Raw genomic sequence first — 17,120 nt, forward strand, 5'->3', positions numbered from 1 at the left:
TCAGATGAGCGGATGAGTAATCATTATGAGTATTAGAACAAATCTTAAAAAAGTATTACCGGCAATTTCATTAACAGAGCAAGAAGCACTAGATGCAGGTGATGTATGGATTGAATCGTCAATTTATCGTGGAAGCCCTGACATGCAAGCGTTGCGTGCAATCCCGAAAGCGACATTAAGCGTTGACGAGCAAGCTTTTCTAGACGGTCCTGTTCAGCAGTTGCTGAAAATGGTTGACGACTACGAACTGCAAAACGGTAATCACTTGCCGCAAAAGGTTTTGGACTTTTTATCGGTAAACAAATTTTTTGCTCTCATCATTCCTAAAAAATTTGGCGGATTAGAGTTTTCTCCCTATGCCAACTCCACTATTGTTGCCACTATTGCTGTTAAAAGTAGTGCCGTAGCAGTAACCGTTATGGTGCCAAATTCTTTGGGCCCAGGTGAGTTACTCATGCATTATGGTACGACTGCTCAACAAGACCATTGGCTACCTAGCTTGGCCGTTGGTAAAGACATTCCTTGTTTCGCCCTAACCAGTCCTGAAGCAGGCTCTGATGCTGGCGCGATTCCAGATACCGGCATAGTTACCAAAGGTATGCACAACGGCGAAGAAGTACTTGGTTTATCACTGACGTGGGACAAGCGTTACATTACCCTTGCGCCGATTGCCACCGTGCTTGGTTTGGCCTTTAAAGTATTTGACCCAGAAAGCTTGCTCGGCGACACCGTCGAGTTAGGTATTACCTGTGCGCTTATTCCTAAATCTCACCCAGGTGTTGAATTGGGTAACCGTCATGATCCCATGGGTATTCGTTTTTACAACGGTACCACACGGGGAAACAAGGTATTCATTCCTATGGATTTCATCATAGGTGGCGAGAAAAACATCGGTCGCGGCTGGCAAATGCTTGTGAGCTGCCTAGGTGCTGGGCGCGGTATATCCCTTCCCGCTATGGGGGTTGCATCTGCACAATCAGCGCTGAAATCAACTGCTGAGTACTCATTTGTACGTGAGCAATTTGGTGTACCTATTGGGCGTTTTGAAGGCATTCAAGAAAAACTAGCTGATATTGCAGGTAAAACCTTCGTCTTAGAAGCAATGCGTGTACTCACTACTGAAGGGTTAGGATTAGGTCTTAAACCATCCGTAGTAACAGCTATGGCTAAATACCACATGACAGAATTAGGTCGTGATGTATGCAATACCGCAATGGACATCCAAGCAGGCAAAGCAATTCAACGCGGCCCACAAAACACCTTAGCCAATAGTTATGCGGCTCAGCCCATTGCCATTACCGTCGAAGGTGCAAATATTCTGACTCGTAGCTTAATGATTTTCGGCCAAGGTGCGATGCGCTGTCATCCCCATATGAAAGAAATGGTCGACTTGATACACAGCGACGACTCATCGGCTGATAAAGAATTCAACAAGGTGCTGGGTAAAACTATTCGCTTCAGCGTTAAAAATGCATTGCGTAGTTTTAGCAAAAGTTATGTGACCTTGACTCGTGGAGCTCAGTCTAGTCTGCCTGAAGTCAAGCCGTACGAAAAACGCATCAACGCGCTTTCAGCGAAACTTGCGCCCCTTGCCGATTTATCGTTACTGGTATTAGGCGGCGATTTGAAAAAGGCAGAAATGCTTTCTGCACGTTTAGGCGATGTAATGAGCTACCTTTACGCGTCAATGGCGGTAATACGCTTTTATGAGCAACGCGTGACGAATCGTATTGAAGCAAGGCCTTACTTTGATTACGCCATACAGTGGTGTTTACAACAAGGTGAGCAAGCTCTGAACGAATTTATCAGCAACTTCCCGAATACGGCGACACGTGGTCTGATGCGTTTGTTAACCAACACCTATACCCGTTCGGTACCTGCGATATCTGACGAGTTGAAACGTCAGCTTTCGAATGCGACTATGGATCAAAGCAGTATCATGGCTGATTTAACGCATTTGGTTAAAGTTATTCCTGGTGATGCTAATCACATCAACCAAGACGCATTTATCGCAAAACATGCTGTTATGCCAATTCTTAAAGTGGTGCAAAAAGCGCTACGGAAAAATCCGGTGGTACCTTTTGTTTCCTTTGAACATGCGGTCACTACACTGCATGAAAATGGTGAACTAAGCGCAGACGATTTCGCTCGCGTGATCGATTATAACAATAAGCGACAGTTAGCCGTGCGTGTTGATGAGTACACCTTTGACATGGAATTGCTTGATGCAAATCAACAACTAGTCAAAGCTGAACCAAAGACGCAAAACAACGCAGCTTAACAGCTGGCAGGGAAAGCAAAAGGGGGATGATATATTATCATTCCCCCTTTTTTATATTGTCACACACGCCTTAGCGGCGAACGCTCAGCGAATGTATGCTACTTCACTTCCATGTGCGGTGAGCGATACACAATTTTATCGTTAAGGTCGATGCCAATTCCTGGCACTTCAGAGACTTCAAAAAAGCCATTTACCGGCTGAGGATCTTGAATACACAGTTCGCGGTTCCAATCTTTGATGGCATAAGTATGATGTTCGTGGATCAAGAAATTAGGGATTGCCGTTTCTAAGTGCAAGCTTGCAGCCGTTGCTACGGGTCCGCCACATACATGGGCTTGAATACGAACATCGTAAACATCAGCATAATCACAGACCTTTTTCGCTTCAGTAAAACCACCACACAAACCAATATCAGGCTGCAATACATCCAAACTTTGATCTTCCAGATAGGGTCTAACACCCCAACGATTATATAAACGCTCACCACCCGCAATAGGAACATTAACCCGTTTAGCTACCTTGTCATGCAGTTTAGAATTAAGATAATTCACCGGTTCTTCATAAAACAAACAGCCTATATCCTCGACCATTTCACCCAATTGGATCGCGGTGGCGACACCCAATAAGCTGTGACATTCGAAAATGATGTCCACATCATCCCCCACTGCATCTCGGATAGCCTGTAAGCGCGCTCTGAATAAACGCAGCTCAGGTTGTGTAAACAATTTGGTGCGGTCAAAATGCCCCGCTCCCGTTTTATCATAAACAATAGGGTCAACCTTCACTGCATCATAGCCTTGAGCTACGGCTTTTTCTGCAGCTCGCCCATAATCCAGTGGATCGTTTAAACGCGTAACTTCACTGTCCCAGTCAAACTGTAATTGACTGGCATAGGTACGTAATTTTTCATTGGTTTTGCCCCCAAGCAGCTGATACAAAGGCACATTTAAGGCTTTCGCTTTTATGTCCCATAACGCGGTATCTATGGCACTCATCGCCGCATAAATGATGGGCCCGCCACCTAAACCCCAGAAACTCTCACGCAACATTCGGCTCCACAGCAACTCAGTGTTGACGGGGTTAAAGCCAATTAACATCGCCTCAGCAATCTCTTTGATCATGTGCGCCGCAGCACTGTGTCCTAAATCATAGGCGAGGCCTGCCTCCCCCACTCCACTGATGCCCTCATCGGTGTGAATACGTACAAACACAGGGTTCCAGACTGGGCGTTTAGGGCATTCAATATCAAAAATTTCGACGCGGGTAATCTTCATTTAATGTATTCCTGAAAGAGTAAATTTAAATTGTGAGGCGTTCGATAAAAACGTCTATTCACAAAAAGAGGGGTCGAGTTTGTACGCTTTGCGTAACATAGCTGGCCACGCTATTTGACCGCCGGTTTCGCCGCTGTGCACCACATTAGCCTGAGCGTATATACCATCAACAATTGGCTGAGGTATCTCGATAACCGATTGATTAGCTTGCAATAAATCCATTTGAATTTCACATGCTCTTTGTAAATCATAAAAACGCATAAACGCATCGCCGACTGTGGGCCCTAACGTTAGGCCTCCGTGGTTATGCAATAACATATGGTTGTTACTAGCTAAGTCGTCTTGTAAACGTTTCTTTTCATCTCTGTTTACTGCCAAGCCTTCGTAAGCGTGGTAGCTCATAGATGAAAGTGAAAACATGGCGTACTGACTCCAAGGTTGCAGTCCGCCTTTTAAACTCGCGACGCTGATTGTAGCCTTAGTGTGCAAATGAATAATACATTGCGCGTCATGTCGAACTTCATGAATGGCACTGTGAATGGTAAAACCAGCTGGGTTGATTGAGTACGATGAACCATCAAGTATATTACCAACGAGGTCAACTTTGACTAAATTTGACGCGGTTACTTCGTCAAATGTCAGCCCAAATGGATTGATAAGATATTCATCAGTATGCGGAATGCGCGCTGAAATATGGGTGTAAATTAAATCCCCCCAACGACTATCAGCCACCAGTCGATAACAGGCAGCTAAATCGACGCGAGCCTGCCATTCAACAGCCGAAACCTGACCTTTTAAACTTCTATCCGTTAACGCAAACACCATGGCTCCTTAACTTTTATGACACGTAAATAATCAATACAAAATATCAGGCATGGGCTAAACCAATTAAACCTGACGATAACGTAATACACTTATTCGTTGTGTACTTGCCCTCAGTTGAATGCCGAGCACTTAGATGATGCAGACAATACTAACTGAGTTGCAAATAATATCCGATACCGATGGGCTTTACCTTATGGGTTTTACATCTATCGCACTGGGTTTACCCTGAATGATTAACAATTTCCTGTCTCTGGCATCTGTTGATATGCGCCTATTCAGCTTAATCAGGTATTAATTACTTTTGTCTCGCGCGCTGTGGCCGTGGCACAATAGGCCAATAATCGTAAACGCTTTATGCACTATTGCTTAGCGGATACCTCTCATCTTAACGACTCAAGGCAATACATTATGAAAGCAGGTGCATGCCACATATTGGTAAAAACTGAAAAAGAAGCCCAACAACTGAAAGCACAGTTAGACAAGGGCGCTAACTTTTCACAACTGGCTAAAAAGCACTCCCAATGTCCGTCAGGAAAAAAAGGCGGCGACTTAGGTGAATTTAGCCCAGGCACCATGGTTAAAGCGTTTGATAACGTGGTATTTAAAAAAGAAATATTAACCGTTCATGGTCCAGTAAAAACCCAATTTGGTTATCACTTGATAAAAACCCTCTACCGAAATTAATAGAGGCCGTCTATCGCATTAAATCTATAGCGGACTTGGCGTCGCTTGCAACCAATTGAGCGAGTCATATGCCGTTGTCCCACACGTCACGTGCAAGGTATACGCATGACGAGATTTAGACGATCGATTTGGCGCACTAAAATGCGGTAAAAGACCATCAAATACCACCAACGAACCTTTTTTTACTTCCAGCGGCTTGGCATTTTCGTCTTTTGGCCAGGGTGTTCCATCAAGCACCTTAAGCTCAGTGCTATCATCCGCAAAACGAATAAACTGTTCACGTAATGGAGTATCACTGCCATCAGCTTTAATTTGTAAACAACCATTTTCGATGGTGGCATCTTCCACCGCAAACCAAAAGGTAATCACTGACAGTGGTGCACTTAGAAAGTAAGTTGCGTCTTGATGCCAGCGAATAACACCGCCTATCTTTGGTTGCTTAAAAATATACATTGATTGGTGAATTTGCGGTTTAATTAAACCCACATCTCGTGCTACCTGACTGATACGTGGATCATGGCTGAACGCTTTAAACACGGGATTTAACGTATGAAGGGCATGACCAACTTTGTTGATACTGACCGCTTTGGCTTGCTTTAATTGCCCTTTTTCATCAAACGCTTCCTCTTCAAAGAAACAGCGAACTTTATCACCTGATTGCAAAAAGTAGTCATCTCGGGTCTTGCTGTGATCTTGGGTAGAGAAAATTGAACGAGTTGACCTTGGATCAAACTGCTCCACAATGTTTTGAGCTTCGTTTTTAAGTGCCACCATTTCAGATCCGCTAAAAATTTCATTTAAAACGAGATAGCCAGTAGATTTAAAACGTTGCTGTTCTTCACTGGTTAGCATGATTTTCTTCCTAGGTTAAATGTTAATAAATTTTACTTAAAACAAGATATTGCCATAAATTGAGCCGTTCTAGATAGGGTTTTTATGATGCGCTTGTTTGACCTTGTACATGGCTTGGTCGGCTTGTTTGAGCATATCACTGACGCTCCTTTGCACCTCACTAAACACCACGCAACCAACGCTAGCAGTTACGTTAATTTGGCCACTATCGGTATGAATATTAATATTTGTCAGACGACCCGTAAGCCGCTCTTCGAGAGCCCGTGATTGCGCCTCTCCGTCAAATTTTGCCAAGCCTACAAATTCGTCTCCCCCTAGACGACCCACCGCATCTTGATCACGCATTTGCTTTCGAATAATTTTAGCCAATATACGTAACACATCATCCCCCACCTGATGGCCATAACAGTCATTTATCTGTTTGAAATTATCCAAGTCGATATACAACAAACACAATATGCCACCGTTATCTTGATGCGCTTTAAGCATCTTATTTGCTGAATTTTCCCATCCTCTACGATTAAGTAGTTCACATAAGGGATCGGTCATCGCTTGAGCCTGGGCTAAAATTTTATCTTGGTTGATGCCCTTTATCCGTTCAGAGGTTGCGATGGCCAGTAAAAAAGTTTCAACGGCAAATGAAAAAATCAGTCCGTAACGCTGTAAAAAAGGGCTCACATCCCCCAGCCATATACGAAAAATCATGGCGCTCAGAACTATACAAGAGGCAAGTAGAACAAGGCGTGCGGTATGTACTCTAACGTAAACCGCACAACTTATTAAACCAAACGTAAATGCCATTAACCCAAAGGTCAAACGAGCCATAATGGTAGCGAGCCAAGCGAACCACTCCCCTCTTGGCATAAATAGGAGGGCGATAGAAATACCTAAAACGAGTCCTGCAGGGTACAAAACCGTTATGCGCGTTATTAAAGGCCAGCGGCCTTGCAAGTCTAATAACGAAACAACAAAAAAAGTGCCGGAAAATACCGTCAGCCCAGCAAATAATAGCTTCACCTGTCGAGTACTTAGTATTGTCGCGTCAAAAAATAAGTGTAAGTTGCCTTCTTGTAATAAAAAAACATTCCAGCGCAGAGAATATAATAGCAGTAGTGGCGGAAGCGCTTGTCCTTGAGGCTTCGGCCCATAAAATAAAGATAAAAAACTAATGTAATGCATAAACCAAAAAATAGGCCTAGTAATAAATTATGCCGTTGCCCCTTCAAAGCATAATCTGGCCATTTCTGTAAGGTCACACTAGAGAGGTAGTCTTGCTCAACATTTAGTTGAATTTCGGCAACAAAACGACCCGATGGTAAAGAAAATGTCAGTTGGTTAGCTGCTAAAGCGCCAACGTCTGATCCCTCAATACGCATGCTGCCGTGGTGGAGTAAGCGGTCATTTACCACCAGAACACCCGCTTGATTAATATCACAACGTAATATTAACGAGTTTGCAAATTGTAACAGAGGGACTTCAATGCTCTCGTTTAGCGGTACGTCTTGCTCGAAGTCATTGATCGAGACACTGCACAGATTATGCTCTTGGGCCAAAAGGGAGCTGCTAAATAAGCATAACCAACAGAGTAAAACAGGGAAAAGTAGCGAATAAGCCCTAGCGCGATAAGGGTAGAAAAAAACGAAGCTTATTAGCCTCAAACAAGACATCAATAATAACGACATGTAAACAACACAAAAATACAGCATAGATAATGTATATACGTTATTTGAGGATTTGCCCGTTTGAAAGCGGATATTAGGCTAAAGTTTGATTTCGACTAAGTATTGGTTAATTTCACTTAGTATCGCGTTATTTCTAGTTTAGTAATCCCCTCCATATTAAATTATTAAATTAAAACAACTACTTACACACATGGCACAACATCTGCGTAAGCGGTAAGTATAGTTAAAAAATAATTTATCATTAACGAGGGATCATGCCATATCTACTTGCCATTTTGAGTCTATCAACATTGCTATGCAATGCAGAATTAATAGCTTCAGACAAGAACCTCACCACTACAGACACGATTAACCAAAACATTTTAGTACCCGCCTATAGTCAAATCGATTCACTACATACCATCAACGGCAATATTACCCTGCGGTCAGGGGTAAAGGTTAAGCAAATCAACTCCGTTAATGGTCAGATTGAAGGCGATACTGAGCTTAAGGTTACCGCCAATATACGCTCAGTGAATGGTAATATCCGCTTAGCGCAAGGGAGTGTCGTTCAAGGGTCGATTAGTAGTATAAGCGGGAGTATTGTACTGAATAATGCGTTGGTGACGGGAAATGTCACCACTTACCACGGCGATATTAGACTTAGCGGAGAAACCATTATCAAAGGCGATATCATCATTGGCGCTGCTAATGCGCCATCGAATACCAGCTTAGTAGATTATTCTATGCCAACAATATGGATCTCTGACGAGGTTCAGATATTGGGTAGCCTGGTTCTGCTTCAACCCGCTGAATTACATATCACCAATGCAAGCATTGCCACCGATATTTAATATTTCACCGCTCGTGCCCACAACTCCTTTTAAGCGAACTAAAGACTCGGCAACCTAAACGCCATCGTTATGACTCATTCGTTAGCCACTTTTTATCGATAAGCGCAAACGTATCTCCCATTGCGACTGGCCTAGAAAAGTAATAGCCCTGCAAGAAGTGACATTCATGTTGCTTGAAAAATTCGACTTGTTCGAGTGTTTCAATTCCCTCAGCGACACAATACATATCTAAACTTTGTGCCATGCGTAATATGGTTTCAATTAACGCCTCATTATTGCTATTTATACCTATATCATCCACAAAGCTCTTATCTACTTTAATCACGCTAAGGGGGAATTCCTTGAGGTATTTTAAAGACGAATAACCCGTGCCAAAATCGTCCAACGCAATACAAAAACCAACTTCTTTCAAACGTTGCATGTATACAATGGCTTTTTGATAATCCTTCATCAGCGCACTTTCGGTTATCTCAAAGCGCACAGCATTTACCGGTAATTGGTTAGTGGCTAAAAAAGCAATAATATCGTTAATTGATTGTAATGATTCAAAATGACGAGCAGAAAGATTGATTGATAAATAGCCTTTAAAATTGACCTCTTGCCAATATTTAAACATAGGAAGCGCCCGCTCCATCGCTTGTAACGTCATGCTTTCGATCAAGCCCAATTCTTCTGCCACCGGAATAAAGCGCCCAGGGGAAACTTTACCGGTGTCTGTAAACCAGCGCATTAGCAATTCAAAACCAACAATTTCATTCCGGCTTATATCAACTATGGGCTGATAATGATTTTCAAATTTTTGCTGGCTATGGGCAGATTTAAGATCGCTTTCTAAAGCTAATCGCTGTTGCGCTAATACGTTCATTTTTGCCGTGAAAAATTGGAAATTGCTCCGGCCGTTTTCTTTAGCGTGATACATGGCAATATCTGCGTTTTGCAGCAATTCTTCTGCATTCAGTGCATCCTCTGGATATAACGCGATACCAATACTCGATGACACGCTCACCATGTGGTTATCAAGCTGCACAGGGGTGTCGATAATGTTAATAATTTGACTGGCTAAATGAGTAAGGCCTTCGATGCTTTGCACATGCTCGATAAGTACCACAAATTCGTCGCCTCCAAGGCGGGCAATGGTATCTTCTTTACGTAAAAGGTTAAGTAATCGGGCCGATATCTCTTGCAGCAGAGTGTCTCCCGCGCTATGCCCCAAGCTATCATTGACCTGTTTAAACTTATCTAAATCAATAAAAAACAATCCAAGAGTATGGGTGCCTCTTTGTGCTTGATCGATGGCATGATTTACCCGATCAAGTAACAGCGTTCTGTTAGGTAACCCAGTCAATGAATCGAAATTGGCGAGCTTCATCAACGCCTGCTGAGCTTTTTTATGCTCACTGATGTCACTCAAAATGATCAAGTATGAATCTATGTCTGTTACATCATTGATGCTAGCCACCGCTTTAATGTAAACCAGCACATCTCTAACTTCGTGGTTGTGTAAAATAATCTGGTCTTCACCGCGCCAATCATCCCCTGCCTTGAGCTCTTTTAACGTAGACCAAAATTGTAACAACTCGGTTTCATTACCCCGATAAACATGACGTAGTTGACGGGCGATATCGTTTTGATCGTCAATGCCAAACGTATCACAAAATGCCTGATTTGCCGCCAGAGGCTCAGTATGTCGGTTACACACCAACACCCAATCTCGCGTATGCTTATATGCTTCACCGAATAAACGTAAGTCTTCCTGTTCGGTGATGCTTTCGGTAACATTGGTATAGGTGCCAACCACTTTTTGATTACCCTCATTCGCTGATCCGCCTGTGACATTCCCCACATCTCGATACCACAAGCAATGACCTTGCTGAGTGATCATTCGATAAGTGACATCTAACACCTTGTCCTTGCTACGAATAAACGCGCCCCACTGGCTTAAATAGTGCTCACGATCGCGGTTATGAATAAGCGCAATATGTTCCTCTCTCGGTACATATTCTAGTTTATCTCGGTAGCCTAGCTCACCAGTGATACGCGATGCGAGCACTTGGTCAGTCCATTCATCCCATTCCCATACACCGCTATTGCTGGCACGTAAAGCAAGTGATAATCGCGCTTTGCTTTGCAATGCTTCTCTGTGGGCACTGCGCAAACGTTGCGCTTGAAAACGGCGTCGCTTCCAGACTACGTATAGCACTAGCATAATCAACAAGGCATAACTCAAAAATGCCAAGGGCGATTTCCAAGGCGAATAATCCACCTTGATAAAAATGGACGCGCTTGGGCTTATTTCCCCCCCTGACATACCGATAGCCGTCACGCTAAATTCATATGAGCCTGGCTCTAGTTTAGGAAAATAAACATGAGACTCGTCGGTCAATGGGTAAACGATGTCTCGGGCTCCTGTTAAGCGATATTGATATCGCGTACTGTGGATACTATCGAATTCCAAGGTTGAAAAGCTAATTCTCAAGCCCAAATCGTCATGCTGCAAATGAACCGTGCTGCCAGATAAGTCGGATAATGCAGAGGAATACTGCACAGAGGAAACACTAATATCCGTTATTTTAGGTGTCATCGTCGATGACGGGTTACTTGGCAATTGTGCCGGGTCAAACACCACCAAACCTTTTGGTGAACCAAATATCAGCTGGCCGTTAATGAGTTGCAAATTTGCACCTTGATTAAATTCTTCGTTTATTAAACCGTGACTGTGCCCATAACGCTGCAGCGTGTGGGACCTAGGGTTAAATTTAAGCAGTCCATTGTGGGAACTAATCCAAATACTCCCATTAGCATCTTGCTGCAAACTATAGATATTATTGGAGGGCAGCAGGTTACTTTTATCGAACAAATAGCGCTGTTCAAAGGTATCTCCGTCTAAACCAACTAGTCCGTAACCTGGGTAGCTGATCCACAATATATTTTGTGCATCTAACACCCAGCTATCGGCCGCGATATTTGCATGTAAGGTGTGATCCAATTGATGAATAGGCATCAGCTTGAGCTTAACTGGATCCCATTGATACAGACCCCCTAGCGCACTCAGCACCAGGTTGTTAGGAGCACTGGGTAACGAGGGTAAAATACTGTAAAGCAACTTGGTGATAGGCTGAGCATTTAATTCCGTTAGCGCAGTGACCTTATGAGTCACTGTGCTGTAGTGGTAAACACCTTGCTCGTAAATAAAAAATAAATCGCCATTTCGATTAACATTTCCCGCAAAAATGTATTCACCAAGAATATTGGGCACTGGCTCACTATCAACCTTAATTACCTCTAACATTTCGGTATTTATATTAAAACGACGTAAACCATCCCCTGTTAATAGCCACAAATATCCCGTATCAGCGGCTAAGATCTGATGAATACTAGAAGCGGAATACTGAGGCATGTCTTCATCAGACACCATAAATTGGCGAGTGGTAGCCGTTTCGGTATTATAGAAATTTAAGCCGTTATCGGTCCCGACCCAATATCCACTTGCATCTGACTGCCATAAACTCCACACGTTGTTGTCGCTAAGGGTCTTGTCAACGCGGCCTCCCGCACGATTAAACACGTTGTGAAAAACTTGCGAGGTACGCATCCAATGCAGGGCGCCATCCGAGCGAGTCCCCAGCCATAGGTTTTGTTTACCATCGAAGCCTACGTCATATATCACATCTTTAGACAAGAGCAGCCGACTGTCGGTAGGTCGTAATAAATGACTTATTTGCTGTGATTGTGCATCGTACGTGTAGATACCCTGATCGGTTGGCAGATAAAACAGGCTATTGTCGGTGCTGCGAATTCGCCAAATATTGCGGCTCTCAATGAGTGTACTAAGTGGTTCAGGCTGAGTGCCTTGGGTAACAAACTGTTCAATCTGTGCCAACGAAAGGGTATACAATCCCTTGACTGTGCCTATCATCAAGCGGTCACGGCTGGCGTCCACATACAGTGTCTTTACATTTTTTTGGTCGTCATTAGCAAAACCTGCAAACAGAAAGCCCAAATCAACGGTTTTTTGTTGTGAGCGCGAATACACCAATAACCCTTCACTGGTGCCTATATACAATAAATCCCCTGACCACATTAGCGTGCGAATGAAATACCCTTTTTCGATCCGCGCCTGAGACATAGAGAAAACCGTGTTTAGGGCATTAGTTGGCCCGTCGTATGTCAATACGTCCTCATCAAACGCAATCCAAATGTTACCCGTTTCGTCCTCAGCGAAAGCATTTGCCCCTTGCTGCCAGTCGGGAATAACCTGTGACTTACGGGCGTCGACTCGTGTGGCTTTGCCAGTGGTTAAATCAAGCTTGAACACGCCGGCACTAAAGGTCGCGATCCATAAATTTTCATGGCTGTCTTGCCATAAATCATTAATCGTTTTTGCACCAAGTGCTGTGCCCTCTGGCTCAATGGCCTCAACTCTATAGCCATCGTAACGATTCAAGCCGGTATCGGTTCCCAACCATAAAAACCCCTGATTATCGACGTGCAAAACATTAATCGTGTCTTGGCTCAGCCCATTTTCAGTTGTTAATTGTGAAAAAACCGGCGTTTTCAATTCTGGCTTAGATAAATCAACAATCGCTACCGCAAAAGCAGAATGGAATAACATCCCTATCCAGCTTACCAAACAACAATACTTACCTAACATGCGACTCCGTTTTACAACCTGCTTGTTACCATCGCCATTGTAACGTGATGTTACATAAATACAAAAAAGCATTAACAAAAAATAGAGAAAATAATGCCACGCTTTATGCTTCGAATAAGCAATAAGGTAGCCATTCACCTTTAATAGTGGCGCACTTAACGCATTATCGACGCGAGATACGTGAAATATGGATAACATGGCATTGAATCATCAACGGTTAACATAATAAGAAGAGGTATGAATGAAACGTCTCCCCCTTACCAGCATGACTTTGGCGTTATGCTTTTTAAGTATGCACAGCCAAGCCCAAGTGACCCCTGCCTATCAAGATCAAGCGCAACTACATGCTATCGCCAAGGCTGTCTCCCCCCAGCGTATTGAACAGGATATCCGTTCACTCGTGGGATTTGGAACGCGTCACACCTTGTCTGAAACACAATCTGACACTCAAGGTATTGGTGCAGCACGGCGCTGGATAAAAAGCGAGTTTGAGGATATTTCAAAGGCTTGTGGTGATTGTTTAGAAGTCTATTATTTATCTAAAAATATAAGTGCAGAAAAACGCATACCAGATACCACGGAAGTCGTCAGTGTTATCGCAATACAACGAGGAAGTCATGATCCTAACCGTTATGTGATGATGTCAGGGGATATTGATTCACGGGTATCAGATGTCATGGATGCCACGTCGATTTCCCCCGGCGCGAACGATAATGCATCAGGCATTGCCGGTACACTAGAGGCGGCTCGTGTACTGAGCAAATATTCATTCTCTGGAAGCATTATTTATGCAGCCCTTTCAGGGGAAGAGCAAGGTTTGTTTGGTGGCAAAATATTAGCCGAACAAGCACAAAAAGACGGCTGGCGAATTAAAGCTGTGCTCAATAACGACATGATTGGTAATATTGAAGGTATAAACGGGGTGATCAACAACACGACGGCTCGCATATTTGCTGAGGGCACGCGTCAAACTGAAACCGCAGAAGAAGCACGCAGCAGACGCTTTACCGGCGGAGAAGTGGACTCACCCAGTCGTAACTTGGCGCGCTATATTGATTGGATGGCCGACCGCTATATTCCTAATCTAGACACCATGGTCATTTATCGTTTAGACCGATTTGGGCGAGGTGGTCATCATCGCCCATTTAACGACCTCGGTTATCCAGGCGTACGTATCATGGAAACCAATGAAAATTACCATCGACAACATCAAGATTTACGTACCGAAAATGGCATTGAATATGGAGACACGATAAAGGGTGTAAATTTTGCGTATGCAGCAAAGCTAACTGCACTTAATGCAGTATCTTTAGCGGGTATGGCGTGGGCCCCTTCCCCTCCAGTCAATGTACAAATTAAGGGTGCGGTCCAGCCAAGCACTACATTAAGTTGGGATACTTTGAACACCAAGCAAAATCCACAACTAAAAGGATATAAAATCTATTGGCGTTACACCGATGCCCCCCAATGGCAATTTAGCCGTTATGTCGGCAATGTCGATAAGTTCACCTTGGAGAACGTTGTGATTGATAACTACTTCTTTGGGGTAGCCAGCATCAGTAATGACGGTGCGGAAAGTCCAATTGTATTCCCAGGGGCCGCAGGCGCATTTGGCGAATAACCCTCGCTTAATAAAGACTCAGGGTAACCCTGTGTCTTTTTCCCTCATTCCAACCTAGCGTTTATATCGCTACTGATTCAATACATAAGCAGGTTTTCATGCCTGCAAATGTGTTGGTTTTTTTTCCAACATTATATTGTTCAATTTTTTTGAACTTAAATATCAAAACATTCTAATTTTCTATTCGGCTATAAAGACCTACATTTACCTCAACGGCGAAACGCTGATAAATAACAAAGCGAAATTCGCTTTACTACAATCAAATAAATTGAGGATAAAATCATGAAAAATACCTTTATAGCAAAATTAATGTCTTCACGTGCTGGAATGGCCGCACTGGCGTTACGTATCCCTGTTGGCATTATATTTATCGCTCACGGGGCCCAAAAATTGTTTGGAGCGTTTGGCGGCTACGGATTAGAAGGTACTGGGCAATGGATGGCTTCCATTGGCTTAGAGCCGGGTTACACACTTGCATTAATGGCGGGTAGTGCTGAGTTTTTCGGTGGAATTGCCTTGTTACTAGGCTTGTTAACCCGTCCTGCGGCGGCCATTTTAGCCGTTACCATGATAGTGGCAATTTTTAGCGTACACATTAGTAACGGTTTGTTCATGGCTAATAATGGTTACGAATACGCCTTAGCATTGCTTGCGGTGAGTGCTTCACTGATGTTTTCAGGTGCAGGTGCGCTATCTGTTGACTCACATTTAGCCACACGTTTTTCTAAATAAGCGGAATTTGATTAGGAGAAAGCGCATGATTGATCTTCGTTTAGCCCATGAACGTGGCCAGGCAAACTTTGGCTGGCTCGATAGCAAACACACTTTTTCGTTCGGCTCATACCATGATGCCAAACACATGGGGTATTCAGCATTAAGAGTCATCAATGACGATAAAGTGGAACCCGGTGCTGGGTTTGGTACCCACGGCCACAAGGACATGGAAATTCTAAGTTATGTTACGCAAGGTGTTATTGCCCATAAAGATAGCATGGGAAACGTGAAACACTTACCAGTCGGAGAGTTTCAGCTCATGTCGGCTGGAAGCGGCATAACACACAGTGAATACAATGCCTCTGATACTGATGATTTAACCTTTTTGCAGATTTGGATCGTGCCGGATAGTCAGGGAGGTAAACCCGGTTACCAACAAAAAGACTTTGGACAAGCCCAAGGACTAACAAAGATCATGACGCAAACAGGCCAAGATGGCACACTAAAAGTTAAGCAAGACGCATCACTGAGCCAACTAATACTTGCTCCTGGGACAAGTTTGACACTGGCTATAGACAGCGAGCGCAATACCTATATTCACCAAGTAGTTGGCGAAATAAACATTAACCAGCGGTGCTTGAAGCAAGGGGATGGTGCTAAAATCAATCAATTAACGACTTTGTTTCTGAGTAACCAAGGTGCACAAAGTGCTAGTGCGTTAGTATTTGATTTGCCTTAGTTGCCTAGCTTCTGCATACAACCGCACTGAAGGTACTTCAGTGCGGTTTTTTTTCTTAGGGATCATTTTATGCGTCATGCAGTCACACTAGATGCACTTCGAGTATTAGAAGCAATAAATGCCAAAGGCAGCTTTGCCGCTGCAGCGGACGCACTATTTAAAGTCCCATCAGCGTTAACATACACCATCAGTAAACTTGAAACGGATTTGGGTGTGGCACTTTTCGACCGCAAAGGCCAAAGGGCAACCCTCACTCCTGCAGGAAAATTAGTGCTCGCAGAAGGCGTTGAGCTCCTTCAAGCAGCCAATTCGTTAGAAGAGCGCGTTCAACAATTAGAATCTGGCTGGGAAGCAAAGCTGATCATTGCTAAAGACACCGTCATCCCAGATGAGCCTTTGCTTGCGCTTATCGCCCAGTTTTGCCAATTGGACAAACACGTGGAGATAACTGTTATTGAAGAAGCATTAGGAGGGGGTTGGGATGCCTTACAATCAAAACGGGCTGATATAGCACTTGGCGTAACAGGCGAGCTACCTAAAGGGCAATATCACGTATCCCAGTTAGGTGAATTAGAATTTGTGTTTGTCGTCAGCGCTTCTCACCCTTTAGCCAATTTTATTGGCTTAATTGAAGGTCACCATATCCGCCAATTCCCCTACGTGGTCGTTGCAGATAGTTCTCGTAATTTACCCGGTCGTTCAAGCGGACTATTCGATAACAAACAGTTAATTCGCGTTAGCAGCATGCTCAGTAAAGCGAAAGCCCAAGTGGCCGGAGTAGGTGTTGGTTTTCTCCCTTTACATATCGCCAAACCATATTTAGATAATGGCACATTAATCGCTAAAGCTACGTCGTTACCCAGGCCACCTATTCCTTTATATTTCGCTAAAGAAAAATCAAAAACAGGTAAGGCTACCCAGTGGTTTTGGCAAAAAATCAGTCAACAACAGTGGTTGTAGTATC

At 43.7% G+C, this 17,120-nt stretch carries 13 protein-coding genes; 7 read left to right on the forward strand and 6 right to left on the reverse strand.

Annotated elements, in window-relative coordinates; genetic code table 11:
- Positions 1-25 precede the first annotated feature (25 nt).
- On the forward strand, positions 26-2,281 hold the full coding sequence (locus GPLA_RS02270; protein WP_007103189.1) for an acyl-CoA dehydrogenase: 2,256 nt from the start codon (positions 26-28) through the stop codon (positions 2,279-2,281).
- Positions 2,282-2,379: 98 nt separating this feature from the next.
- On the opposite strand, the gene GPLA_RS02275 is transcribed toward GPLA_RS02270, so the two are convergent.
- Positions 2,380-3,555 carry a mandelate racemase/muconate lactonizing enzyme family protein gene (locus GPLA_RS02275; RefSeq protein ID WP_007103190.1) on the reverse strand — a complete coding sequence of 392 codons (1,176 nt, stop codon included), beginning with the start codon at positions 3,553-3,555 and terminating at the stop codon, positions 2,380-2,382.
- Between the two features lie 54 nt (positions 3,556-3,609).
- Positions 3,610-4,380, reverse strand: coding sequence for a class II aldolase/adducin family protein (locus GPLA_RS02280; RefSeq protein WP_040513816.1), 771 nt, complete (start codon positions 4,378-4,380; stop codon positions 3,610-3,612).
- A gap of 408 nt (positions 4,381-4,788) precedes the next feature.
- Between GPLA_RS02280 and GPLA_RS02285 the strand changes: the two genes are divergently transcribed.
- Positions 4,789-5,064, forward strand: a complete 276-nt coding sequence (locus tag GPLA_RS02285; RefSeq protein ID WP_007103192.1) for a peptidylprolyl isomerase — start codon at positions 4,789-4,791, stop codon at positions 5,062-5,064.
- Positions 5,065-5,088: 24 nt separating this feature from the next.
- On the opposite strand, the gene GPLA_RS02290 is transcribed toward GPLA_RS02285, so the two are convergent.
- The 3 genes from GPLA_RS02290 to GPLA_RS23830 form a co-directional block, all read right to left on the reverse strand.
- Entirely contained in the window at positions 5,089-5,916 is an 828-nt protein-coding gene (locus tag GPLA_RS02290; protein WP_007103193.1) for a phytanoyl-CoA dioxygenase family protein, read from the reverse strand.
- A 69-nt stretch (positions 5,917-5,985) separates the two neighbouring features.
- Complete coding sequence (locus tag GPLA_RS23825; protein WP_226993036.1) at positions 5,986-6,933, reverse strand: GGDEF domain-containing protein; 948 nt, start codon at positions 6,931-6,933, stop codon at positions 5,986-5,988.
- Positions 6,934-6,944: 11 nt separating this feature from the next.
- Positions 6,945-7,469, reverse strand: coding sequence for a hypothetical protein (locus GPLA_RS23830; protein ID WP_226993037.1), 525 nt, complete (start codon positions 7,467-7,469; stop codon positions 6,945-6,947).
- Positions 7,470-7,852: 383 nt separating this feature from the next.
- Between GPLA_RS23830 and GPLA_RS02300 the strand changes: the two genes are divergently transcribed.
- Positions 7,853-8,431: a DUF4097 family beta strand repeat-containing protein gene (locus GPLA_RS02300; protein WP_007103194.1), complete on the forward strand. Its 579-nt coding sequence runs from the start codon at positions 7,853-7,855 to the stop codon at positions 8,429-8,431.
- A gap of 67 nt (positions 8,432-8,498) precedes the next feature.
- Here the strand turns inward: GPLA_RS02300 and GPLA_RS02305 are convergent, their stop codons facing one another.
- Positions 8,499-13,082, reverse strand: coding sequence for an EAL domain-containing protein (locus GPLA_RS02305; protein ID WP_040513838.1), 4,584 nt, complete (start codon positions 13,080-13,082; stop codon positions 8,499-8,501).
- A gap of 241 nt (positions 13,083-13,323) precedes the next feature.
- Between GPLA_RS02305 and GPLA_RS02310 the strand changes: the two genes are divergently transcribed.
- From GPLA_RS02310 to GPLA_RS02325, 4 genes are all read left to right on the forward strand, one after another.
- The gene (locus GPLA_RS02310; RefSeq protein ID WP_007103196.1) at positions 13,324-14,703 is read left to right on the forward strand and encodes a M28 family metallopeptidase; all 1,380 of its coding nucleotides are present in this window, start codon (positions 13,324-13,326) and stop codon (positions 14,701-14,703) included.
- 282 nt (positions 14,704-14,985) lie between these two features.
- Positions 14,986-15,435, forward strand: coding sequence for a DoxX family protein (locus GPLA_RS02315; RefSeq protein WP_007103197.1), 450 nt, complete (start codon positions 14,986-14,988; stop codon positions 15,433-15,435).
- A gap of 25 nt (positions 15,436-15,460) precedes the next feature.
- Positions 15,461-16,156 (forward strand): pirin family protein, encoded by a 696-nt coding sequence (locus tag GPLA_RS02320; RefSeq protein WP_007103198.1) that lies wholly within the window; start codon positions 15,461-15,463, stop codon positions 16,154-16,156.
- 69 nt (positions 16,157-16,225) lie between these two features.
- Positions 16,226-17,116, forward strand: coding sequence for a LysR family transcriptional regulator (locus tag GPLA_RS02325; protein ID WP_007103199.1), 891 nt, complete (start codon positions 16,226-16,228; stop codon positions 17,114-17,116).
- The last annotated feature ends 4 nt before the right edge of the window (positions 17,117-17,120 follow it).

This window comes from Paraglaciecola polaris LMG 21857, assembly GCF_000315055.1.
Lineage (GTDB): Bacteria > Pseudomonadota > Gammaproteobacteria > Enterobacterales > Alteromonadaceae > Paraglaciecola > Paraglaciecola polaris.